This is a genomic window from Pantoea sp. XY16 (assembly GCF_025153065.1).
In the GTDB taxonomy this organism is placed as follows: Bacteria; Pseudomonadota; Gammaproteobacteria; order Enterobacterales; family Enterobacteriaceae; genus Pantoea; species Pantoea alfalfae.
On the sequence record NZ_JANZNP010000015.1, the window covers coordinates 1 to 23,560 of the forward strand.

Annotated in this window: 27 protein-coding genes and 1 other annotated feature; of the genes, 18 read left to right on the forward strand and 9 right to left on the reverse strand. The window is 52.0% G+C overall.

What is annotated here, in order from left to right; genetic code table 11:
- Positions 1–267: 267 nt before the first annotated feature.
- The 3 genes from clpB to rluD form a co-directional block, all read right to left on the reverse strand.
- A complete protein-coding gene (gene clpB, locus N1689_RS18940; RefSeq protein ID WP_202605109.1) occupies positions 268–2,853 on the reverse strand; it encodes an ATP-dependent chaperone ClpB in 2,586 nt (861 codons plus the stop codon).
- A 113-nt stretch (positions 2,854–2,966) separates the two neighbouring features.
- Positions 2,967–3,695: a purine nucleoside phosphorylase YfiH gene (gene yfiH / locus N1689_RS18945; protein WP_161736778.1), complete on the reverse strand. Its 729-nt coding sequence runs from the start codon at positions 3,693–3,695 to the stop codon at positions 2,967–2,969.
- Positions 3,695–4,672 (reverse strand): 23S rRNA pseudouridine(1911/1915/1917) synthase RluD, encoded by a 978-nt coding sequence (gene rluD / locus N1689_RS18950; protein ID WP_013358810.1) that lies wholly within the window; start codon positions 4,670–4,672, stop codon positions 3,695–3,697. The genes yfiH and rluD overlap by 1 nt, the downstream gene beginning before the upstream one ends.
- A 129-nt stretch (positions 4,673–4,801) precedes the next feature.
- Between rluD and bamD the strand changes: the two genes are divergently transcribed.
- From bamD to pheA, 4 genes are all read left to right on the forward strand, one after another.
- The gene (bamD, locus tag N1689_RS18955) at positions 4,802–5,533 is read left to right on the forward strand and encodes an outer membrane protein assembly factor BamD (protein WP_009086788.1); all 732 of its coding nucleotides are present in this window, start codon (positions 4,802–4,804) and stop codon (positions 5,531–5,533) included.
- A gap of 282 nt (positions 5,534–5,815) precedes the next feature.
- Positions 5,816–6,151, forward strand: a complete 336-nt coding sequence (gene raiA, locus N1689_RS18960; RefSeq protein ID WP_161736779.1) for a ribosome-associated translation inhibitor RaiA — start codon at positions 5,816–5,818, stop codon at positions 6,149–6,151.
- Between the two features lie 88 nt (positions 6,152–6,239).
- Positions 6,240–6,364, forward strand: a sequence feature (Phe leader region).
- Positions 6,241–6,288, forward strand: a complete 48-nt coding sequence (gene pheL / locus N1689_RS18965; RefSeq protein WP_193555295.1) for a pheA operon leader peptide PheL — start codon at positions 6,241–6,243, stop codon at positions 6,286–6,288. (Overlaps the previous feature by 48 nt.)
- A 22-nt stretch (positions 6,365–6,386) precedes the next feature.
- Positions 6,387–7,550: a bifunctional chorismate mutase/prephenate dehydratase gene (gene pheA / locus N1689_RS18970; protein WP_260059794.1), complete on the forward strand. Its 1,164-nt coding sequence runs from the start codon at positions 6,387–6,389 to the stop codon at positions 7,548–7,550.
- A 57-nt stretch (positions 7,551–7,607) separates the two neighbouring features.
- Here pheA and tyrA read toward each other — a convergent pair whose 3' ends face one another.
- Together tyrA and N1689_RS18980 are read right to left on the reverse strand one after the other, a co-directional pair.
- A complete protein-coding gene (tyrA, locus tag N1689_RS18975; RefSeq protein ID WP_161736781.1) occupies positions 7,608–8,729 on the reverse strand; it encodes a bifunctional chorismate mutase/prephenate dehydrogenase in 1,122 nt (373 codons plus the stop codon).
- A gap of 5 nt (positions 8,730–8,734) precedes the next feature.
- Entirely contained in the window at positions 8,735–9,814 is a 1,080-nt protein-coding gene (locus N1689_RS18980; protein ID WP_260059798.1) for a 3-deoxy-7-phosphoheptulonate synthase, read from the reverse strand.
- Positions 9,815–10,102: 288 nt separating this feature from the next.
- Between N1689_RS18980 and N1689_RS18985 the strand changes: the two genes are divergently transcribed.
- The gene (locus N1689_RS18985) at positions 10,103–10,639 is read left to right on the forward strand and encodes a GNAT family N-acetyltransferase (protein WP_161736783.1); all 537 of its coding nucleotides are present in this window, start codon (positions 10,103–10,105) and stop codon (positions 10,637–10,639) included.
- Between the two features lie 209 nt (positions 10,640–10,848).
- Here the strand turns inward: N1689_RS18985 and N1689_RS18990 are convergent, their stop codons facing one another.
- Positions 10,849–11,880: a tyrosine-type recombinase/integrase gene (locus tag N1689_RS18990; RefSeq protein ID WP_260059976.1), complete on the reverse strand. Its 1,032-nt coding sequence runs from the start codon at positions 11,878–11,880 to the stop codon at positions 10,849–10,851.
- Positions 11,881–11,945: 65 nt separating this feature from the next.
- A complete protein-coding gene (locus N1689_RS18995) occupies positions 11,946–12,803 on the reverse strand; it encodes a helix-turn-helix domain-containing protein (RefSeq protein ID WP_260059799.1) in 858 nt (285 codons plus the stop codon).
- A gap of 121 nt (positions 12,804–12,924) precedes the next feature.
- Here N1689_RS18995 and N1689_RS19000 point away from each other — a divergent pair, with 121 nt between their 5' ends.
- From N1689_RS19000 to N1689_RS19065, 13 genes are all read left to right on the forward strand, one after another.
- Positions 12,925–13,149, forward strand: coding sequence for a hypothetical protein (locus N1689_RS19000; protein WP_260059801.1), 225 nt, complete (start codon positions 12,925–12,927; stop codon positions 13,147–13,149).
- A gap of 35 nt (positions 13,150–13,184) precedes the next feature.
- The gene (locus tag N1689_RS19005) at positions 13,185–13,694 is read left to right on the forward strand and encodes a phage regulatory CII family protein (protein ID WP_260059802.1); all 510 of its coding nucleotides are present in this window, start codon (positions 13,185–13,187) and stop codon (positions 13,692–13,694) included.
- Between the two features lie 3 nt (positions 13,695–13,697).
- Complete coding sequence (locus tag N1689_RS19010; RefSeq protein ID WP_260059804.1) at positions 13,698–13,886, forward strand: phage filamentation protein Fil family protein; 189 nt, start codon at positions 13,698–13,700, stop codon at positions 13,884–13,886.
- Entirely contained in the window at positions 13,850–14,188 is a 339-nt protein-coding gene (locus N1689_RS19015; protein ID WP_260059805.1) for a DUF5347 domain-containing protein, read from the forward strand. The genes N1689_RS19010 and N1689_RS19015 overlap by 37 nt, the downstream gene beginning before the upstream one ends.
- A 69-nt stretch (positions 14,189–14,257) precedes the next feature.
- Complete coding sequence (locus N1689_RS19020; RefSeq protein ID WP_260059806.1) at positions 14,258–14,485, forward strand: DUF2732 domain-containing protein; 228 nt, start codon at positions 14,258–14,260, stop codon at positions 14,483–14,485.
- Positions 14,485–14,712, forward strand: coding sequence for a TraR/DksA family transcriptional regulator (locus N1689_RS19025; RefSeq protein ID WP_260059810.1), 228 nt, complete (start codon positions 14,485–14,487; stop codon positions 14,710–14,712). The genes N1689_RS19020 and N1689_RS19025 overlap by 1 nt, the downstream gene beginning before the upstream one ends.
- The gene (locus N1689_RS19030) at positions 14,709–15,524 is read left to right on the forward strand and encodes a DNA adenine methylase (RefSeq protein ID WP_260059813.1); all 816 of its coding nucleotides are present in this window, start codon (positions 14,709–14,711) and stop codon (positions 15,522–15,524) included. Before N1689_RS19025 ends, N1689_RS19030 begins: the two co-directional genes overlap by 4 nt.
- A complete protein-coding gene (locus N1689_RS19035; protein WP_260059816.1) occupies positions 15,521–15,928 on the forward strand; it encodes a hypothetical protein in 408 nt (135 codons plus the stop codon). Before N1689_RS19030 ends, N1689_RS19035 begins: the two co-directional genes overlap by 4 nt.
- The gene (locus N1689_RS19040; protein ID WP_260059819.1) at positions 15,921–18,290 is read left to right on the forward strand and encodes a replication endonuclease; all 2,370 of its coding nucleotides are present in this window, start codon (positions 15,921–15,923) and stop codon (positions 18,288–18,290) included. Before N1689_RS19035 ends, N1689_RS19040 begins: the two co-directional genes overlap by 8 nt.
- A 198-nt stretch (positions 18,291–18,488) precedes the next feature.
- A complete protein-coding gene (locus N1689_RS19045; RefSeq protein WP_260059821.1) occupies positions 18,489–18,674 on the forward strand; it encodes a hypothetical protein in 186 nt (61 codons plus the stop codon).
- 13 nt (positions 18,675–18,687) lie between these two features.
- On the forward strand, positions 18,688–18,927 hold the full coding sequence (locus N1689_RS19050) for a DinI-like family protein (RefSeq protein ID WP_253419753.1): 240 nt from the start codon (positions 18,688–18,690) through the stop codon (positions 18,925–18,927).
- 73 nt (positions 18,928–19,000) lie between these two features.
- On the forward strand, positions 19,001–19,267 hold the full coding sequence (locus tag N1689_RS19055) for a hypothetical protein (protein WP_260059825.1): 267 nt from the start codon (positions 19,001–19,003) through the stop codon (positions 19,265–19,267).
- 626 nt (positions 19,268–19,893) lie between these two features.
- Entirely contained in the window at positions 19,894–20,415 is a 522-nt protein-coding gene (locus N1689_RS19065; protein WP_260059832.1) for a hypothetical protein, read from the forward strand.
- A gap of 337 nt (positions 20,416–20,752) precedes the next feature.
- Here N1689_RS19065 and N1689_RS19070 read toward each other — a convergent pair whose 3' ends face one another.
- Positions 20,753–21,793, reverse strand: a complete 1,041-nt coding sequence (locus tag N1689_RS19070) for a phage portal protein (RefSeq protein ID WP_260059833.1) — start codon at positions 21,791–21,793, stop codon at positions 20,753–20,755.
- Entirely contained in the window at positions 21,793–23,559 is a 1,767-nt protein-coding gene (locus tag N1689_RS19075; RefSeq protein ID WP_260059977.1) for a terminase ATPase subunit family protein, read from the reverse strand. Before N1689_RS19075 ends, N1689_RS19070 begins: the two co-directional genes overlap by 1 nt.
- Between the last annotated feature and the right edge of the window lies 1 nt (position 23,560).

Consider the following 23,560-nt stretch of genomic DNA (forward strand, 5'->3'; position numbering starts at 1 on the left):
TATTACGCTTTCCTCCTGCAGAGTCAACCTCTATTTCAGAAGTTTTTCTCCGGCGGCGCAGTCTCCTGTGCCTCTCAACCCGTTTCCCGTTTCCGGTTTGCCGTGTCAGTGGAGGCGCATTATAGGGAACGGCTGAGATAGCGCAAGTGCAAATCACAACTTTTTTACTGACCGTTCAATTTGCGCTCAAAAGGAGTAATAAATAAGCAAGAATCCCCCAAAAGGGCAAAAAAAACGGGCCAGAGGCCCGTTTTTCAACTCGCACCCTTACTGATGTGCAGTTATGACGTCGTTTACAACATCCATTTCGATGGTTTTACCCGGCACCAGCGAACCTGCAAGGATCTGCTGAGCCAGCGGGTTCTCAATCTGCTGCTGTATCGCCCGTTTCAGCGGACGCGCACCATAGACCGGGTCATACCCGTTCTCCGCCAGCAGTTTGATCGCATCATCGGAGATGTGCAGCTGATAGCCACGTTCATCCAGACGTTTGTACAACCGCTGCAGCTGAATCTGCGCAATAGAAGCAATGTGTTTCTCAGCCAGCGGATGGAACACCACCACCTCATCGATACGGTTGACGAATTCCGGACGGAAATGCTGTCCGACCACACCCATAACAATATCTTTCATTTCCGGATAGCTGAGATTGCCGAACCGTTCCTGGATTAAATCCGATCCCAGGTTAGAGGTCATGATCACCACGCTGTTACGGAAATCGACCGTACGACCCTGCCCATCCGTCAGACGCCCATCATCCAGCACCTGCAGCAGAATGTTGAAGACATCAGGATGCGCCTTCTCGACTTCATCCAGCAGGATTACCGAATAAGGACGACGACGTACAGCTTCGGTCAGATAACCGCCCTCTTCATAGCCGACATAACCCGGAGGTGCGCCCACCAGCCGCGACACTGAATGTTTTTCCATAAATTCGGACATGTCGATACGAACCATCGCATCGTCACTGTCGAACAGGAAGTTAGCCAGCGACTTACACAGTTCGGTCTTACCTACCCCGGTAGGGCCCAGGAACAGGAAGGAACCAATAGGCCGGTTAGGATCTGACAGGCCAGCACGACTACGGCGAATCGCATTTGATACTGCTTCAACCGCTTCATCCTGTCCGATGACCCGGCCATGAAGATCCTGCTCCATGCGCAGTAACTTATCGCGCTCACCTTCCATCATTCGCGCCACCGGAATCCCGGTCCAGCGCGCCAGCACATCGGCAATCTCCACATCGGTTACCCGGTTGCGCAGTAACTTCATGGTTTTGCCTTCCGCCTGAGTCGCTGCGGCCAGCTGTTTTTCCAGTTCAGGAATTTTACCGTACTGCAGTTCTGACATCTGCGCGAGATCGCCCTGACGACGAGCCTGCTCTAAGTTCAGACGCGCCTGCTCAAGTTCAGCTTTAATATTCTGCGTGCCGGACAGCGAGGCTTTTTCAGTCTTCCACTCATCTTCCAGCTCGGCGTATTCGCGCTCTTTCTGGTTCAGCTCAGTTTCCAGCATCTCCAGACGTTTGATACTGGCATCATCCGCCTCTTTCTTCAGCGCCTGCTGCTCCAGCTTCAGCTGAATAATACGGCGCTCAAGGCGATCCAGTGACTCCGGCTTCGAGTCCATCTGCATACGAATGCTGGAAGCTGCCTCATCGATCAGGTCAATCGCTTTGTCCGGCAGCTGGCGGTCCGCAATGTAACGATGAGAAAGCGTTGCTGCTGCGACAATCGCCGGGTCAGTGATCTGCACATGGTGATGCAGCTCATAACGCTCTTTCAGACCACGCAGAATGGCGATGGTATCTTCCACAGTCGGCTCAGCCACAAAGACTTTCTGGAAACGACGCTCCAGCGCGGCATCTTTTTCAATGTACTGGCGATACTCATCAAGCGTAGTGGCACCTACGCAGTGCAGTTCACCACGCGCCAGCGCTGGCTTGAGCATGTTACCGGCATCCATCGCACCGTCCGCTTTACCGGCTCCCACCATGGTGTGCAGCTCGTCTATAAACAGAATGACGTTGCCTTCCTGTTTCGACAGGTCACTCAGTACGCCTTTCAGACGCTCTTCGAATTCACCACGATATTTCGCCCCGGCCACCAGCGCCCCCATATCCAGCGCCAGTACCCGGCGGCCTTTCAGGCCTTCAGGGACTTCACCGTTAATGATGCGCTGCGCCAGCCCTTCAACAATCGCGGTTTTACCCACGCCAGGCTCACCAATCAGCACCGGGTTATTTTTGGTTCGGCGCTGCAGAACCTGGATAGTGCGACGAATCTCTTCATCACGACCAATCACCGGATCGAGTTTGCCCTTCTCGGCTCGCTCGGTCAGGTCAATGGTGTATTTTTTTAATGCCTGGCGCTGATCTTCAGCCCCCTGATCGTTCACGTTGTCTCCTCCCCGCATCTGTTCAATCGCACTGGTGATTTTTTCGCGCGTTGCGCCCGCGGCTTTAAGCAGATCGGCCAGTGCACCACGTGATTCAAGGGCGGCCAGAACAAATAATTCGGATGAAATGAAGTTATCATTGCGCTTCTGCGCCAGCTTGTCGCACAGGTTTAATACCCGTACGAGGTCAGATGAGGGTTGTACATCCCCTTCGCTGCCTTCAACTTGTGGCAGGCGATCGATGGCCTCCTCAATGTGAGCGCGAAAAGGCGTAACGTTGACACCCGCAGAAGTCAGTAAAGGTGAAACCGATCCGCCTTCCTGTTTGAGCAACGCGCTCATCAGGTGCAGAGGTTCAATGAATTGGTTGTCGTGTCCCAGAGCCAGGGACTGCGCGTCGGCGAGAGCCAGCTGAAATTTGTTAGTAAGACGATCCAGACGCATAATTCCTCCCATTACAGGTCAAAATGCTACTGGAGATTAAATGAGGTCATCCCTCAAATTTTCAAGGTTAATGACCTGAGATTTGAGTAAAAAACACGCTAACTGGACCGTCTTATGGCGTAAGGTTATAACAGCCAGATCAAAGTTGCCATACGCCCGGTGATCCCATCGCGACGGAAGGAAAAGAAATCGTCGCGCTGGGTGAAGGTACAACGGCTGTCGGCACTGATTGATTTCACGCCCGCTGCCTGCAGTCGCATACGCGCCAGCAGCCAGATATCAGCGTAAAATTTGCCGCCTGAAGGACGGAAAGCCTGCACGGCGCGAGGATCCTGAGCCATAAAGGCCTCACGTACTTCTGCACCAACTTCAAATGCATCCGGCCCGATTGCCGGACCCAGCCAGGCATGGATCTGATCCGATGGCGAACGAAACTGCGCCAGCGTATTTTCCAGTACACTCGCACAAAGTCCGCGCCAGCCTGCATGTGCCGCCGCCACTTCCGTCCCATCCTGCGAACAGAACAGGACCGGGAGGCAGTCAGCGGTCATGATGGCGCAGACGACGCCAGGCTGATCGGTGATACAGGCATCGGCACACAATGGCGTACTTGCTCCTGCAGCCAGACGCACAACTTCAGTGCCATGAACCTGATCCAGCCACTGCGGCATCGCAGGCAAGCCCGCCTCTTCCATCAGCAACTGCCGGTTACGCGTTACCGTATCCGGATTATCCCCCACGTGCCCGCCGAGATTCAGTGCATCCCAGGGCGATGTACTGATGCCGCCCTGTCGCTGCGTCGAGCAGGCCCGAACGCGTGACGGAGCAGGCCATTGAGGCGTAATCAGATTCATCACCAGTTCATCTGGTCTTTGAATTCTTCGGTGTCTGCTTTTAACGCCGCGATCAGATCAACCATATCCTGTGGAAGCGCCGCATGGAATTCCATTTCAATCCCGCTGATAGGATGATACAGACGCAGCATGGTGGCGTGCAGTGCCTGACGATCGAAACCGCGCAGCGTAGTGATAAATGCCTCTGATGCGCCTTTTGGCGGACGCGGACGGCCCCCATAAAGCGGATCGCCCACCAGCGGATGGCTGATGTGAGACATATGCACACGGATCTGGTGAGTACGACCGGTTTCCAGACGCAGGCGAAGACGGGTATGCGCGCGAAAGTGCTCCATGATGCGGTAATGCGTCACCGCCGGCTTACCCATCGGGTGAACCGCCATGTGGGTGCGTTTGGTTGAGTGACGGCTGATAGGCTGCTCAACAGTACCGCCCGCCGTCATATTACCAATCGCAACCGCTTCATATTCACGGGTGATTTCGCGACGTTGCAGCGAGTCCACCAGATGCGTCTGAGCCGGTACAGTTTTCGCAACCACCATTAAACCGGTGGTGTCTTTATCCAGGCGGTGTACGATGCCCGCACGCGGCACATCCATAATCGCTGGATAGTGATGCAGTAAGGCGTTGAGTACCGTACCATCCGGGTTACCGGCGCCAGGGTGAACCACAAAGTCGCGTGGTTTGTTGATGACGATGATGTCCTCATCTTCATAAACGATGTCGAGTGGCAGATTTTGCGGTTCCCAGCGCTGTGCCTCTTCGATCTCAGCGTCAATCGCGACCAGCTCGCCGCCCAGCACTTTTTCTTTAGGTGTATCGACCATGACGCCGTTTACTGTCACGCGACGGTCGAGGATCCACTCTTTTATGCGGGAACGTGAATAATCAGGGAACAATTCCGCCAAAGTCTGATCTAAGCGTTGTCCGAGTTGTGATTCGGATACCGTTGCGGTGAGTTGAACTTGTTGTGCCATATACAGCTTCTTCGTTAACGTTGGGTTTTCACGGCGATGCCGTTTAATATAATGTGCTATCGTACCTGGTCATTACCGGGAGCTATACGGACAGCTTCCGCCATAACATTTGAGGATAATCACTTCGTCATGACGCGTATGAAACATCTGGTGGCTGCTGCCACACTGAGCCTGGCACTTGTAGGTTGTTCCGGCTCAAATGACGCGGTACCGGACAGCCCGCCTTCTGAAATCTATGCTACAGCGCAGCAAAAGCTGCAGGACGGTAACTTTAAAGCTGCGATTAAGCAACTGGAAGCGCTGGATAATCGTTATCCGTTCGGTCCTTATTCGCAGCAGGTGCAGCTGGATTTAATCTACGCGTACTATAAAAATGCCGATCTGCCCCTGGCACAGGCTGCCATTGCCCGCTTTATGCGTCTTAACCCCACACATCCGAACATTGACTATGTCATCTATATGAAAGGTCTGACGGATATGGCGCTGGATGACTCAGCACTGCAGGGCTTCTTTGGTATTGATCGTTCTGACCGCGATCCGACGCACGCTCGTGATGCCTTCCGCGACTTCTCACAACTGCTGCGCAGTTACCCGAACAGCCAGTATGCGGCTGATGCTCAGAAACGTCTGGTCTATCTGAAAGACCGCCTGGCGAAATATGAGCTGTCAGTGGCGCAATTCTATACTAAGCGCGAGGCGTATGTCGCGGTTGTTAACCGTGTCGAAGGTATGATGCGCGATTATCCGGATACTCAGGCAACACACGATGCACTGCCGCTGATGGAAAATGCTTACCGCAATCTGCAACTGAACGCTGAAGCAGACAAAGTGGCGAAAATCATTGCAGCGAACAACAGCTGATAGCCCGGTAGCTTTTCAGCCATAAAAAAAAGCAGCCTGTGATGGCTGCTTTTTTTTGCTCAAAGAACAGTCATAAGTGGATCTGCTGCCAGCGAGCTAACTCATCAAGCATGCCGTGTTAATCGTTTCGCTTCAAGCCATTTCGGCCAGTTTCTCTGCCTTTCTCACAGAATGTTGTGACTGACAAAAAGTGACATTTTTTCGTGACCGAAATCTCACATTCAACGCTTTTTCGCGCTATGCTGAAAAGACCAAGACGGAAATGACAGAGAGGTAAGAAAGATGGTTCTGAACATTACCAGTAAACAAATGGACATCACTCCGGCAATCCGAAGCCATGTTGAAGACCGTCTCGCCAAGCTCGAAAAATGGCAAACCGACCTGATTAACCCACATATTGTCCTCTCCAAAGAGCCCAAAGAATTCGTGGCTGACGCCACTATTAACACACCTAACGGGACTCTGGTGGCCAGCGCCAAGCATGATGATATGTATACCGCGATCAACGATTTAATCGCGAAGCTCGAACGTCAGCTGAATAAAGTTCAGCATAAGTCTGAAGCGCGCCGCGCCAGTGCCAGCGTAAAAGACATTATCCCCGCCGACGAAGAGTCCTGATTTTCATAACGCGCCTCCGGGCGCGTTTTTTATTGACAGCTTTTAATCAGTACGGTTACTCTCAGGTCACTCTTTTTTCGGACGTTCACATGAAACCTGATCTGTTTTTCTTCGCTTTCTTTTTTACCTTCCCCTGAACGGGAGGCTATTCGTCGTGTGAAAATGAAAGCGAAGACGAACAACGAAGCCTCCCAACCGGGAGGCTTTTTTATTGGATAGCATACAGGTGAGCCCTATGAATCCCGACAATCCATTGCTGGCACTACGCGATAAGATCAGCGCAGTGGATAAAAAACTTCTGACGCTGCTGGCCGAGCGTCGTCTGCTGGCAGTGGAAGTCGCACAAGCGAAACTGGCAACGCATCGCCCGATTCGCGATGTGGAGCGCGAACGCGCGCTGCTGGAGAATCTGATTGTGCTGGGTAAAGCGCATAAACTGGATGCGCACTACATCACCCGCCTGTTCCAGCTGGTCATCGAAGATTCCGTACTGACGCAGCAGGCATTGCTGCAGAAAAACCTCAATCATCCCCATGCACATGCCGCCCGCATCGCTTTCCTGGGTCCGAAAGGCTCTTACTCGCACCTTGCCGCACGCAACTACGCGTCACGTCATTTCGATAGCATGGTGGAGTGTGGCTGCCTGAAGTTTCACGACATCATTAAGCAGGTCGAAAATGGCGTGGCTGATTACGCCGTGATGCCGATTGAGAACACCAGTTCGGGTTCGATCAACGATGTCTACGATCTGCTGCAACAGACCAGTCTCTCTATTGTGGGCGAGCTGACCTTACCTATCGACCACTGCGTGCTGGTGAATGGTTTTACCGATCTGCAGCAGATTGAGACGGTGTACAGCCATCCTCAGCCCTTCCAGCAGTGCAGTCAGTTCATTAACCGTTTCCCGCACTGGAAGATCGAATATACCGAGAGTACCGCGGCAGCGATGGAGAAAGTGGCTGCGCTCAACTCACCTAAGGTGGCGGCGCTGGGCAGTGAAGCCGGTGGCGAGCTCTATCAGCTGCAGGTGCTGGAGCGTAATCTGGCGAATCAGCAGCAGAACCATACCCGCTTTATCGTGCTGGCCCGCAAAGCCATCGAGGTTTCAGATCAGGTGCCAGCGAAAACCACGCTGATTATGGCAACCGGCCAGCAGGCGGGTGCGTTGGTTGATGCGCTGCTGGTTCTGCGTCAGCACAATCTGATTATGAGCAAGCTGGAGTCCCGCCCGATTAATGGCAATCCGTGGGAAGAGATGTTTTACATTGATGTGCAGGGCAACCTGCAATCGGAGCGGATGCAGCAGGCGCTTCAGGAATTACAGACCATGACCCGCTCTCTGAAGGTACTGGGCTGCTACCCCAGCGAAAATGTGGTGCCCGCTGAGCCTGGCGAATAAAAAGAATAAAAAAAGGCATCCAGCTGGATGCCTTTTTCATAGATGGATGGCTGTTATTTATGGGCGGCTGTCATTGGCCGAACGCAGCAGACTTCGGCTTTCGACCAGGAAGCGTTTTGCGTGATCGCCAAACCACTGTTCAACCCGGTTAAAGCTGGTGATAAATGCCTGCTTGTCGCCCTGCTCCAGCAGCGCAATCGCTTCACCAAACCGCTGGTAATAGCGTTTTATCAGCGCCAGATTACTCTCTGAAGACATGATGATATCCGCATAGAGTTGCGGATCCTGCGCGAACAACCGCCCCACCATCGCCAGTTCAAGCCGGTAAATGGGTGACGAGAGCGCCAGCAGCTGATCCAGATTGACGTTCTCTTCGGCTAAATGCAGACCATACGCAAAGGTCGCAAAGTGACGCAGCGCCTGTATGAATGCCATGTTCTGGTCATGCTCAACAGCGCTGATACGATGCAGACGCGCACCCCAGACCTGAATCTGCTCCAGGAACCACTGATACGCTTCCGGTTGTCTTCCATCACACCAGACCACCACCTGTTTTGCCAGGCTGCCGCTGTCCGGGCCAAACATCGGATGCAGACCCAGTACCGGGCCGTTATGAGCGGCCAGCATCGCCTGCAGAGGCCGGTTTTTCACTGACGCCAGATCGACCAGGATACAATCTTCAGGCAGTGGCGGCAGCTGAGCAATGACCTGCTCGGTCAGATGAATCGGCACGCTAATGATCACCATGCCGGCATCGCTAAGCAGTGCCCCAGCCTGTGGCCAGTCCTCTTTATCCAGCGTTTTAACCGTATAGCCAGATAGCCCGAGCATTTTTTCAAACAGCCGGCCCATCTGGCCCTTACCACCGACGATGACCACCGGACGCAGTTCAGGACAAAGGGTTTTAAAGCCTTTGTCATTCTCGCTGGTATAGGATTCCCGCATTACGCGACGCAGCACATCCTCAATCAGATCCGGTGGTACGCCGAGCGCTTCGGCCTCTTTGCGACGCGAAGCCAGCATCGACGCTTCACGCTCAGGCACATAGATAGGCAGGCCATAACGGCTCTTCACTTCTCCTACTTCGGCCACCAGTTCCAGTCGCTTAGCCAGCAGATCCAGCAGCGCTTTATCAACACTGTCAATTTGATCGCGTAACGCGGTCAGTTCAGCCACCATTGCTCTTACACCTCTTGTGACAGACGCGCCGACAGCACTCCCTGCAGATCCTGATGCATTTCACGCAGCAACGTTTCGGTCACTTCCCAGTTGATGCATGCATCGGTTACGGAAACGCCATACTTCATTTCGCTGCGTGGCTGCTCAGAAGACTGGTTACCTTCATTGATATGGCTTTCCAGCATCAGACCAATGATAGAACGGTTCCCGTCTTTGATCTGCGCAATAGCGGATTCCGCTACGCCAGGCTGACGGCTGTAGTCTTTGTTCGAATTACCATGGCTGCAATCTATCATTAAGGCTGGACGCAGTCCCGCCTTGAGCATCTCTTTTTCACACTGCGCGACATCTTCAGGACCGTAGTTCGGCGCTTTGCCACCACGCAGGATCACGTGACCATCCGGATTGCCCTGCGTCTGCAGCAGGCAGACCTGACCAGCCTGATTGATCCCGACAAAACGGTGCGGCATTGCGGCAGCACGCATGGCGTTGATTGCCATTCCCAGACTACCATCGGTGCCATTTTTAAAGCCTACCGGCATCGACAGGCCCGAGGCCATTTCACGGTGCGTCTGAGATTCAGTAGTACGTGCACCAATGGCAGACCAACTGAACAGGTCGCCCAGATATTGCGGGCTATTAGGATCCAGCGCTTCAGTGGCCAGAGGCAAACCCATTTCAACCAGGTTCACCAGCAGCTGGCGCGCAATGTGCAGACCCGCTTCCATATCAAACGAGTTATCCATGAAAGGATCGTTGATCAGCCCTTTCCAGCCGACGGTGGTACGAGGTTTTTCAAAATAGACGCGCATCACGATAAAAAGCTGATCTTTCAGCTCTTCAGAAAGGGTTTGCAGACGACGAGCATAGTCCAGTGCCACTTCGGTATCGTGAATTGAGCAGGGTCCGCACACCACCAGCAGACGCGGGTCGCGGCCGGCAATAATGTCAGAGATGGTCTGGCGGGACGCCGCAACCTGATCCTGCTGTTCAGCGGTCAGTGGAAACTTCGCTTTCAGCTCTTCAGGCGTGATGAGTACCTGTTCACCGGCGATATGCACATTGTTCAGCGCGTCTTTTTGCATGATAGCGATCCTTTGGCTCGTATTAGCTGATTGGGGCTCCTCATCGAGGAATATAAATACTGTATCACAGGCAATACATAGCGCAATATTATATGTACACATTTATTACCACAGATCAAAAGTAACAAACAACGCCTTAACAAAAACCATAAATATCAATATTATAAAAAATAACCGCACTACAATAATTTCCGGTAATCGTAAAGTTAAGTTTACGATTAGCTTTATTGCGTTTCTGCCTGCTGCAGGCAAAATGAACATAATGTTTATTTTAATGCTGAGTCCATCATGCACGCCTCCCCACTTAACATCTATCTGCGACCTTTTGAGCTTAACGACGTTTCCGCGTTTACTGCTGCGGTGAATGACTCACTGGACAGCCTGATCCCCTGGATGGTCTGGGCGCATCACGATTATCAGCCTCACGAAGCAGAAAGCTGGATCCGCTTTACTCACTGGCAACGGATGAGGGAGGAGGCGGAAGAGTTTGCAATCGTTGATCAGCATGACCAGCTGCTGGGGGGCGCAGGAATACGCTTTGCCCGTCATCCGGGTGACACCAGCGCAATTGGTTACTGGGTTCGCAGTGATGCACAGCGTCAGGGAATCGCCAGCCGCGCGGTGGCCGCTTTGCTGCCGCTGGGGTTTTCACGCCCACAGACCCGGGTGATTGAGATTCTGGCAGCAGAGGATAACCTGGCCAGTCGGAGCGTGGCTGAGAAGTGCGGTGGTCAGTTCATTGGCTGTCGCTATGGCCTGATCGTATTAGAGAAAGGGCCGGTTAATACTGCGATTTATCATTTTCAGCGGCCGGCTGCCGGTTAGCTTCTGTCAGCTGGCTGCCATCAGGAAAAAAAAAGGGGCTGGCAGATGCCAACCCCTTGTTTGCTATTAACTTTTAGATGTCGCGTTAGCGATACCTTAGTTAAGACGCTTTTTCTAGACACCATTGATTCATAAGCTTTTTATTTATAAAACAGTAAGTTAAGCCTATATCTGGTGCAACCAAAGGCAAGCACGTACATACTGAGTAGTCATTCTGTAGACATCAAAATGGCAAGAGGGTTAAGGGCTGCAGCTTCCTCTAAATGGTCAGGGGCAAAGTGGGCATACTTCATGGTTTCACGAATGTTCGCATGACCGAGTATTCTTTGTAGTACCAGAATATTTCCCCCATTCATCATAAAGTGGCTGGCAAACGTATGACGCAATACGTGGGTTTTTTGGCCCTCTATTAGCTGAATTGTGGTAGTAGCCAGCATCTTTTTAAAGTCCTGATAGCATGGTTTAAACATCCTGCCCTGCCGTTCCTTCAATTCATCATATAGCCATTGCGGGATCGGAACAGTTCGGTTTTTCCCACCTTTGGTTTTAAAGAACGACAATTTATGAGGTGACAGCTGCGAACGGGTTAATGTTTCTGCCTCAGTCCAGCGCGCACCAGTAGCCAGGCAAACTTTGCATATCATCTTTAGGTCTGGCTTTCCGTAAAGCTCGCAACCATTAAGAAGTTCAGTGATCTGCTTTAAGGTAAGCCAGGACATTTCTTTTTCATCTTCTCGGAACGTCCGGACGCCTTCCAGCGGGTTAGGAAGAGACCATTCCCCTAAACGCTTAAGCTCATTAAACACAGCGGCAAGATAGTTTTGTTCTCTATTAACCGTTATAGGCTTTACTTTCCACTTTGATTGGTCATCGTGATAGCCGTTAGAAATCTCGCCCTTAAGGCGACGATCACGATAATGCGCCCAATCTTTAGCCGTCAGTTGAGACGCTATTGGGTCTCCTAATCCGGCACACACGATATCTAATTTTGCCTTCCGAGATTTGACAGCCTTGAGTGACTGCCCGTGCAAAGAGTCCCAAAGTTTGATCAATTCGCTAAGCTTTCTACGGTCCTCCTTTTCCTTTATCCACGGCTTACTTTCGGCCTGCGCCCGTGTGTAATCCTCAAAAGCTACTGCCTCACCTTTCGTTTCAAAGGATTTGCGTATACGGCGGCTACCTCGACCATCTAGATAAAAGTCAGCAAGCCATTCGCCAGACGGTAATTTCTTGATTGCCATGTTAATAAACCCAAAGTTTAAAACTTTATTCATAAACGAACCGACAGCTAAAAAGCATTATCAGTCTATCTAATCTTTTTGATGATGAATTCTGCTTTACCTTTCGGTGTTACGTCTGATACTTGGCATTCAAAAGATGCAGACTCGCTAGAAATTTTTAACTTATTACCCGGAAGCCGGACAACATCATAAATATCTTGAATTCCGTCTATGCTGATAAGCCATGTACCGTTACTTAATGTCTGAGAGGAAGTGTTTAAACAAAAAATATCACCCCCTTTATCAACCATGATTTGATTATTAGCATCTTCTAAAAATAATGAAGAATCACCCCGCCAATTTCCATTTTCAACTAATTGACCATTAGTAAGAAAATACTTAATAACTTTGGTGGTGCCGTCCTCAGAATCCGCCAGAGAGGACTCCTCTGGATACATTGAGCCGTAACCTGTCGCTAACCAATAAAGCGACACGCCGGTATCAAGAGCGCAGGCAATGACTACTTCGCCGGGAAAATGTTCTCTTCTAAGCCAGGCACTCATAGTGCCCGATGGTATGCCCAGGTGCTCTCCTAATTGCTTCTGCATAGTGAAACCATATGCGTCCATAAGCCTTTTTAGAATGACCTTTCCACCTGATGATTGCATGGCCTCTAGCAGCCGTTCACCAGTGATCGAATGGCTAGCATTAACCTTGCGCTCTACTTTTGCATCATCGCCATTTATGAGCCATCTTACATCTGCACCTGTATCTAAGGCACACATCACTACGTAATCGCCGGGAAGCTTGCCGCGTTTAATCCAGTTATGAATAGTTCCAACGGGCATATTTTTTAGTTCGGCATAAGCCTGTTGCGTTCTAACACCATAAGAAATAAGGATTCTTGCGAGAATCTCACGTACATTTTCAAACACGCCGCTCATAAAACTCCTCGAAAAACCAATTGACCCGTTTACAACAGATCAATTGACCAGTATTATCCGTATCAAGTTAACAAATGCACGCTAATGCACCAGAGACACTACCAACTGGAGATAATCACTTATGAGTCCTCAAATTACAATACCGACCGGGCCGGATCTGATGACATACGAGCAGTTCGCGCAAGCCTATGGCTACTGCCTTCGTACCGTTAAACAGATGGTTGAAGACGGTGATCTACTTGTTATGCCACGTAAAAAAGCGGGTGGTGCAGCACGGATCAATATGGTTGCCTTCCGCGCGCGTTTGCTCGCTCAGGGTATCAATTGCCGCTATATCGCTGCGTAACAACTTAATTATTTAAGTTGAGCAAAGGAATGACCATGTTTGATTTTAAAACCTCCACCCATAGTCATTATGAAGACGCCTGCCGCAAGTTTGCGCTGACTCACAACATGCGGGAGCTGGCCCAGCAAGCAGGCATGAAAGTGCAGACGCTTCGCAACAAGCTGAACCCAGAACAGATCCATCAGTTGACCGTTCCTGAAGTGCTTTTACTTACCGATTTAACAGAAGACGCAACGCTGATGGATGGGATGCTGGCGCAACTTAACTGCCTGCCGTGTGTACCAGTAAATGAGCACGCCGCTGAAAAGTTTTCTGCTTATGTGCTCAATGCTTCTGCTCAGGTCGGAACGCTTGCTGCCAGTGCAGCTAATCACGCCAGTATTACCACCTCATGCCGTCGTGGGATTATTGAAGCAGCCAATACCGGCATTCGCTGCATGATGCTGGCGGCGCTGACTGTCCAGACTCGCGTTCACTCGAACCCTGCGCTGTCAGGTACTGCTGATGTGTTAAGTGGTATCGGTGCATCAATCGGGATGGTGTGAGAAATGGCTTTTTCAGTAGCACCGCTTCTGAAGCGGCAAAGCCCGTCCCATGCTTACGGTCACGGCTGGATTGTGGCAGACAAGGGCAGGCGCTGGCACCCGGCAATTTCACAGGTCGAACTGCTGGCAGGATTAACGGGTAAGAGGAAAGAATCATGGGTTACAAAGCTGAAAGTATTACTGTTCAGATGAATGCGGGTCAGCGCGCAAGTGCGCTTAATCATATCTCTGCGCTTCGTACCATGATGTACGGCGATTGCAGCCACGAACTAAACCGCTTTATTGCAGACATGCGTAATAAGCGCGATCACCAGTCTGAACAGAATGGCCGCGCACTGAGCGCAATTTTCTTCCTGGCTAATATCAGCAAAGAGCGTCACGGCGTTGATTTCAGTGAACTGACGAGTGACGAAAAGACGGCGCTGATTAGCGCAATGAATCACTTAAAAGCAGTCGTGAGTTTATTTCCAAAGAATCTGACGTTACCTAATTAATTAACCCAAAGAAATTATATGGCGTAAACCCGCCGGGCATTTTTTTGCCCGAATTCAGGAGAAAGAGAAATGCGAAATATCCAGACCCGTAATTTTAAAGCTGATGAGGACGCGCTGATCGCCCTGCTGAGTAAGGCCAAATCTGAACAGCGCAGTGACGATGCTCTGGCGGCTTCTATTCATATTGCCGCGCTGGCTATCCATGCCCGTAAAAAGGAAATGTCAGCAACCGAAATCATTGAGCTACTGGAAAGAGAATCAGAGCGTTACAAGAATCAGGCACAGGAGCTGCACTGATGGCTGATTCAATGGACATGGTACAGCAGCGCGTGCAGGAAGAACTGGCGCGCAATCTGGCTAACGCAACTCACCGCCCGGCAGGGGCGAGTGAGTTTTTCTGCCTGTCGTGCGGCGAAGCAATCCCGGAGCTGCGCCGCCGCGCACTGCCGGGCGTTTCCCTCTGCGTGACCTGTAAAGAAGTCAGTGAGCTGAAAAGCGTGCATTACAAAGGGGCAGCGTCATGAAAACCATCCTGAAATGGGCTGGCAGCAAGTCCGGCCTGATGCCTGAGCTGATTAAGCACCTGCCCGCCGGTGATCGCCTTGTAGAGCCGTTTGCCGGTTCCTGTGCCGTCATGATGAATACGGATTACCCGGCTTATCTGGTGGCGGATGTTAATCCCGATCTGATTAACCTCTATCGTCAGGTTAAAGAGCATACGCGCCCGTTTATTGTCATCGCGTTATCGCTCTTTAATCAGAATCAAACTGAAGAAAATTATTATCAGGTTCGCAAAGATTTTAACTTCAACGCGGCGCTGCCACTGCTGGAACGTGCTGCGCAATTCCTTTACCTGAACCGCCACGGCTACCGTGGCCTTTGCCGCTATAACAAGCGCGGCGAATTTAATAATCCTTACGGCCATTACAAGCAGCCATATTTCCCGCTGGCCGAAATCGAAGCGTTTGCCGCAAAGGCTCAGCGCGCGACGTTTGAATGTCTGGGGTACAGCGAAACCCTGAGCATGGTCCGTGCCGGTGATGTCGTTTACTGCGATCCGCCGTATCACGGCACGTTCACCGCTTATCACACCGATGGGTTCAGCGACGATGATCAGCACGCGCTGGCCTGCATCCTGCTGGGTATCTCTGATCGTAACCCGGTCATCATTTCAAACAGCGACACCCTGTTTACCCGCAGCATCTTCCGCGAATTTGACCTGACCAAAGTTACTGCCCCCCGCTCTGTTGGGGTTGCTGCAGGTGAGAAGAAGCAGGCAGCGGAAATTATCGCTACCCGTAACCCCGCATCACTTCAGAAAAGGATTGCATCATGATCCACGATAATAATCAGACGCTAACAAAACTGGCATCTGAACTGGTTGAAAACTTGGTTGATTGCCAATCTGCTGAGCACGAAATTGTTCAGATGTATGAAGCGTGGGCGCTAAAGCGACTTATCAAGGCTTTCGAATCTGTTGAGAAGCGCACACTGGATGCAGAATCGCGAGTCAGTGAACTGGAAGAGGAATTCGCTTTTGTGTCTGGTCAGTCCGATCAGTACTTTGCACAGCTTCAGGAGCTACAGGTAACTGGCGGCGTGCCGGCCTGCTCTGCAAGGCCCGTAGAAATTCCAGACTTCCGGGTCTATTGCGGTTCAAATGTAAAATATCGCGTTGCTAAAGACATGATCGCCTATGCGATTCGTGAGGCTGGTCATGAAGTTAAGCGGAATGACTGAGACTTTAGCATATCCGTGGAATGCCCCTAAAAAGGCCATCAATCCACAGCTGGACCCGGCGGAAGTTGCGCCGGTGTCTGCGCTTTCAAACCTGATCGCTCTCTATGCTGCGGATAATGAGCAGGAGCAACTGCGCCGTGAGGCAGTGAGCGATCAGGTCTGGGACCGCTACTTTTTCAATGAGTCACGCGATCCTGTTCAGCGCGAAATTGTGCAGGACAGAATTATCAGCCGGGCAAAGATGGCCCGCGAACAGCAGCAGTTTAATCCCGATCTGGTCATCGTGGCAGATGTCAGCGCCCAGCCTTCACACATCAGCAAGCCTCTTATGGAGCGGGTTAAGTTTTTCCACAATCTCGGCAGGCCGCAGGCTTATTCCCGTTACCTGCGCGAGACGATCCGCCCCTGCCTTGAGAGGCTGGCCCGCGTGCGCGAAAGCCAGATTTCTGCCACCTTCCGTTTTATGGCCGGTCACGACGGGCTGGACGGCCTGCTGGCATTGCCTGAAATGAACCAGAATCAGGTCAAGCGTTTATCAACACTGGTCGCTGCGCACATGAGCATGTGTCTGGATAAAGCCAGCGGCCATCTGTTCGTCAGTGACGACGTGACGCCGGAGCAGGTCCGCCAGGCATGGGAACTTGTTGCAGCGGAAGCGATGCGTCTGGACGTAATCCCCCCGGCCTTTGAGCAGCTGCGCCGCAAAAAGCGCCGCCGCAAACCCGTGCCCTATGATCTGATCCCGCCATCACTGGCCCGTATGCTCTGCGCAGATTGGTGGTATCGCAAGTTATGGCAGCTGCGTTGTGAATGGCGTGAAGAGCAGCTGCGTGCTGTCTGCCTGGTCAACAAAAAAGCGTCCCCCTACGTCAGCTTTGAAGCGGTGATCCATAAGCGTGAGCAGCGCAGGAAGTCTCTGGAGTTCTTCCGTTCGCATGAGCTGGTCAGCAATGAAGGCGATACGCTGGATATGGAAGACGTGGTGAATGCCAGTAACAGTAATCCTGCTCACCGCCGCAATGAGATGATGGCCTGCGTTAAGGGGCTGGAGCTTATCGCGGAAATGCGCGGCGACTGCGCCGTGTTTTATACCATCACCTGCCCGTCACGTTTCCACGCAACGCTTAACAACGGCAGGCCCAATCCAAAGTGGACCACGGCCACCGTTCGCCAGAGCAGTGATTATCTGGTTGATACCTTTGCTGCCTTCCGCAAAGCCATGCATAAAGCCGGGATGCGCTGGTACGGCGTGCGGGTTGCTGAGCCGCATCATGATGGAACAGTACACTGGCACCTGCTGTGCTTCATGCGTAAAAAGGAGCGCCGTTCAGTTACCGCACTGCTGCGGAAATTTGCCATCCGCGAAGACCGCGAAGAGCTTGGCAACAATACCGGGCCACGCTTTAAAGCTGAGCTGATCAACCCGCGCAAAGGTTCGCCAACCAGTTATATAGCCAAATACGTGAGCAAGAATATCGACGGACGTGGCCTGTCTGATGAAATCAGCGCAGAAACAGGTAAATCACTGCGTGACAGTGCAGAGAACGTAGGCGCTTGGGCGTCACTTCATCGTGTTCAGCAGTTCCGCTTCTTTGGCATTCCGGGCCGTCAGGCTTACCGGGAACTGCGCCTGCTTGCCGGTCAGGCGCTGAGAAATCAGAGCGATAAAAAGGCCGGTGCGCCGGTACTTGAAAACGCGCAGCTGGACGCCGTGCTGGCCGCTGCAGATGTAGGCTGCTTCGCCACCTACATCATGAAACAGGGTGGCGTGCTTGTTCCACGTAAACATCACATCGTCAGGACTGCTTACGAGCTTAACGACGAGCCAACCCCTTACGGTGATCACGGCACCCGCATTTATGGCATCTGGTCCCCGTTAGTGGCTGGCCGCATCTGCACGCACGCAACGAAGTGGAAAATGGTTCGTAAGGCCGTTGACGTTCAGGAGGCGACAGCCGACCAGGGCGCTTGCGCCCCTTGGACTCGTGGCAATAACTGTCCCCCTGATGAAAAAATGAACATTTCAGGGGGCATTCAGGTATCAGTTGAACCTGTTGAGCCTGGCGAAGCGCCTCTTTATGGCCCGGCAGACTTCGACAACATGACCAGAAAACAGCGCCGGGATCTGCTGGCGCGTCTCCGGGTGGTGAAGCCGCGCCAGAAGCAGAGTTATAAGCAGGAAATTGACGATGATCAGCGTGCGCTACTGGTTGCAGAGCTACGGGTAAGAGGTTTTACCGGGGATGAAAGAGAAACTAACCTGCTTCTGTCAGGGGGGAGTCTGGATTCTGGTGCAGGTATGCGCATTTTCTACCGGAATGCGCGGCTGCAGGAAGATGATAAGTGGCGTCAATGGGTCTGAATTGACTAAGCCTGCATACAAGGAGCAGCCATTAACATGCAAGTAAGGCTTTATCTAATCAAAATAACAGGTTGGATTTACCGAGATTGCATTTTTCATTTTTAGGATTAGGTCCGATTGAATGAAAAAACATTTCACATTTCTTAACGCATCTACTACTGTATGGTTATACAGTCTTTAGAGTAAAGGGAGGGGTAAATGCACACTCAAGATTTGGCACCAATAAACCGTAAGATGGCCTGCGTTCAGTTCATTGCAGAGGTATCGCTTATAGCGAATTGCAAGCCGTCCGACATGAAGTTAGCAATGAGCATCATTGCAGAGCTGGCGCAGTCAGGCTGTGAGAATGTCCCTGAAGATGAAATTTTTTACGCTGCTGAATAACAGAGGGATCGTAATGCGTATTGAAATCATGATTAATAAACAACAAAAAATCAGTCAGGATATTCTTTCGGCCCTTGAATCCGAACTCTATCGTAATTTTCTGCCAGTTTATCCTGATACTACTATCCGCATTCGGGAAGGGAGCGCCAACGGCGTCACATTGAGCGGCGTCAGGCAGGACGATGATAAAAAGAATGTTATGGATATTCTGCAGGCAGTATGGGAAGACGATAGCTGGCAGTACCAACACTGATAACGTTGCTGGCGTCAAAATTCATTTTTGCCGCTGGCAAGGTTGAACAACGAGCTTTGCGAGGCGTTAGGCGATGGCCGGTAGCGATTCAAATTATCAGGTAGTTTACCGGGGCGAAAGCCTGACTGATTATGCGCCTGGCGGATTGGTCTTCTTTCAGCGGCCAAAAGAGAACGGCGGCGGGTTCTGGTTGGGCCGGACTTATGATGGTGTTTTCTGGCTTGAAATCCCCGCCCCTGTTTCTCTTTCACAGGGACTTTTATACCTGCAGGCGGTGAAAAATTCTGCCCCGGCTGATGTGAAATACATATCCCTGGATAATAACCTTTCACTGTTCTGACTCCATGCGCATGAGTGCATGTCTATGCTGCATGAATCCGCATGATCCCAAAAGGATCGTTAGCCCTCCGGCCCGCCAGTACTGGCGGGCTTTTGCTTATGTCATGCAGGTGCATGAAAACCACTGCATAAAGCGGGCAGGCGTGGCGGGGCTACGAGCGCGCGCTGAGGGGTGCAGGCGGTCAGAATGCGGCGCAATTTCCGGGCCGCTGTGAGTCTCGATTGGACTGTATTAGTGGTTATGGCAGGCTCATTCAAAACAGTCCATATGCGTTTTCTGGCTAGCCTGGCGAGGTATGCTTTTCAAAACACTACAGCCATTTGACGTTCATTGAAGCGCAGTTTGGTAGTATGTTTATCAGTTCATGAGTACTTAAATGATGCCTTATGAGACGTTCGCATCAAAGCAAAGTCAGAGAAACAAAAAATGCGGCGCGTAACAAAAATAGGTCTGCCCTATTGTTTTTCCATAGTGCTTGATTGTAGATTTTGTCTTCGAATGTGATTGCAGTGATAGTTGGTCAAGTTTGTGAAACGTCTGCTAGGATCACTCTAAAGATTTCTAGAGTTCAGCCGAAAATGACATTAGAGTATCTAAACTTTAATGTTGCGATTAGGGAACGTGAATTGAACTTAGAGCAGATAGCTAGCGTAAGCATCAACAACCTTCAGATGTTACTGGAGGCTCTTGAGATGCCTTTGGCTGTAGGGCCAATCAAGGATGAAGACTTTCTACTCCTTACCACTCGCTTTGCTGAACTTGAATGGGACTATGGTTTTTCAAAGTTCGGTAACCGCGATGACAAGTTTGAGTTTTGTCTGAAACTGCTCGAAGGTCAGCAAAAACACATTCCTTGTGGCGCTGCTTTGTGTACCTTTGATGAACAAACTGGCGTACTCGACATTCACTTCGTTGAATGTTTTGTCAGAGATGATCCAGGTCACCCTTTGACAGGCAATATGTTTTTAGTGACCTTGTTTGCTGTTTACTTCTTTGGTTTTGCAGCAAGATGCACTGAGATCCGTATCCCGGAACCACTCAATCAAGATGTTGTCGACTATTACAAAGAGTATGGGTTCGATGGTGATTTAGAGTTGCTTTCGGCACCATTTGCTACAATTGTTAGTACGGTTAAAAGTTACATTTAAAGCTAACAAGTAGTAGATAAATTTTTGCGCAGTGCTAGAATACTGCGCCTGACATCCAACCACACACCGGATGACAACGAGGTTAAACCTCTAAGAGGAAATCATGACTATGACGCATAGTGACAAGAAAACTCAGAAACAGTACGCAGTAACTGAGGTTTTCACCCGTATGGGCGTCGCAATGGAAGATCTACTTCAAGCGGCCCCCAAAATGTTGAAGCATGGGAAGTTTGAAGGAAACGAACTCCATGGAAGATCTAAGCAACGCCGTAAAGCGGCTTAGTTCCATAACTGCGTTTTGCATGAAGCCCGGCTAAGCCGGGCTTTTTTGTGTCTGCTATTCGGCATCCAGCGCATACGGTGCAAAACGAATCACCTCCTCACCTAGCCATCCGTTCAGTTCTTCAAAACGCTTTTGCAAAGGCATGAGTTCATTACGCACAAACACTTTACTGGCCTTCTCAATGTCCCCAAACCCACCGGTGTTGTTCGGGATGATCCCCATCAGCTGCGGCGGTACGCGATGCACGGCCAGCATGTCGTCACGGCTCACGTTCTTGATATTCAGAAACTCATCCTTTGCCGCTACCTCTGACAGCGGGATGATCTGAATGCCGTCCTTTTTCCCGTTAGGGCTGTACATAAACAGGTTGCGGAAGTTGCCAGGGCCCTTCGCACTTTTCATGGCGCCGCGGATATTGTCCACGTCCTGCTGGCTCTGCGCCGGGTCGGTCATATACATGATGAAACCCGCGTGGCTGCCGTTGAGGTAATACTTACGGCGGAACAGCGTGGCCGACTCATTCAGCAACGCAGACGGGATAGCTGACAGGTAGCCAGGCAGGCCGTAAATCTCCTGATTGATGTCCGGCTCCATCAGGTGAAACACGCTGCCCTTCGCAAACTCATACGGCTCAGTATTAATGCCGTAGTGCGCGTACCAGTACGTGTCCAGGTCAAGGCCGCGCCGGGTGAACTTCGCCAGCGACGGCTCAAGCTTCAGCACGTTACCGAGGCGGCTGGTCCGCTTCTCTAAGTAGGCATTGCCGAAAATCAGGTAATCCAGCGCAAAGCGGCTGAACGCCTGCTGACTCAGCAGGCGGTGCGGGATAAAGGTACTCGCCAGAATATTGCACTTTACGCTGATGGGTGAACTGTGATGCACGGCGGCGCGGAACGTGCGCGCCAGCCCGTCAACGCTTACGGGCGGTTCATACCAGCGATCATTGATTACGCACTCCACGTAGTCCAGCAGTTCGCGGCGGTCCAGCACCGGGATCGGGTCGCCAAAGGTAAACGCCTCAGACGCTGCCCCGCTGGTCATGCTATCCGGCTGCGGCACGGGCTGCGTGCGGGTGCGGTTCCTGCGTTTGCTCATTAATAAATCTCCACAATGTTCTGCGTGTGTGCCGCCTGTCCCTGCAGCGGCTCGTTTGCCAGCGCGTGCATGGTCGCCCAGGCTAAATCGCCGTGGCTGACTTCTTCGCTGCGGCTGGTTTCATAGGTCGGACGGTTGCCGCTGGCCGTGGTGGCCTTGCGGATAGACATGAAGGACTGCGCGATGTCGAGGTGGCTGGCGTCAAACTCCAGCCGCCCGCTGGCGATGGTGTCGTAAGCCTTCAGCACCAGGGCGTTCTTCACGTTCGGGTTATAAACAAACTCTTTCACCTGCGGGAAGAAGGCTTTGACGTTCTCGTACACGCCCAGCCCGACGCCGGTGGAGTCGATGCCGATATAGGTGACGTTATACTGCTGCGTCAGCGTCCTGATGGCGTCAGCCTGCGCCCGGAAGTCCATCCCGCGCCACTGGTGGCGCTCAAGGATGCGGAACTTACCGCCCGGCACAGCAGGCGGTGCCATGACCACACATCCGGCACTGTCGCCGTTCTGCGTTCCTTTCGCCGGGTCATAGCCGATCCATACCTCTTTCCAGCCGAACGGCCGCAGCGCCAGCGCTTCAAAATCGGTCCAGACTTCCCAGCTGTCCACCATGCACTTCTGCAGCATGGCCAGCTGGAACACCGACGCCAGATCGTCCATGAACACGCACATCAGCAGGTTCTGGTAGTCTTCCGGACTGTAGCGCGTGCGCAGCTGCTCCAGGTCAAACAGGTCACAGCCGCCGCGCACCGCATCTTCAACCGTGACAATCTGGCGAAACTGGCCGTCTTCACAGAGGCGACCGGCGGCCAGTGACTGATGGCTGAGATCGATATCTACACGGTCAGCTTTGGCCCGGCCCTTATTGAACTGCGAACCGGACCAGAACGGATAGGCGCTGTGCGTGAGGCTGGACGGGGTGGAAAAGTAGGTTTCGCGCCATTTCTTGTGCAGCGCCATGCCGGACGCCACTTTCTGCAGTTCCTGAAACTTCGGGATCCAGAAATATTCATCCAGGTACAGATTGCCGTGATAGCTCTGCGCGGTGCGGGCGTTGGTGCCTAAGAAATACAGGCACGCGCCATTACTCAGCGTCATCGGGTCGCCCTTCAGGTCTACGTCCACCTCGCGGGCAAATTCAATGATGTACTGCTTGAACACGTGCGCCTGCGCCTTACTGGCTGACAGGAATATCTGATTGCGCCCGGTGGTCAGCGCATCGATCAGCGCCTCACGGGCAAAAAAGAAGGTCGCACCAATCTGGCGCGACTTCAGCAGATTGCGTACCGAATATTTATTACCGGCTTCCCACCACTGGTGCTGATAGCCGAACATCGAGCCGTGGAAAACCTCCTGCAGCTTCTCAATCTGTTCGTCGCTGAACAGGTTCTTTTCCGGGGGCTTACGCGGACCTTTGTTCCGGTTCTCCACGTTCGGGTTCAGGTCCGCTTCATTGCCGCCGTTGCTGAATTTACCGATTCGGGCGTGGCGCTCGGACTGGCGCGCCAGCAGGTCGATTTCCTTAAAGTCCTTCCCTTCCTTCTGCTCCTTCATGATGAGCTGGCAGTAGCGTGCGGCGGTGGTCAGCTGCATCTGATCCAGCGGGCCATAGTCGCCCCACTTATCGCGCTTTTTCCAGCTGTGAACGGTTGCGGGTTTCTCTCCCAGCATTTCAGCAATGCGGGCGATGCGGTATCCCTGAAAGTACAGCAGTAAAGCCTGCCTGCGGGGATCGAGGTCGTCGGGGGCGGGTGTCATGTTCATG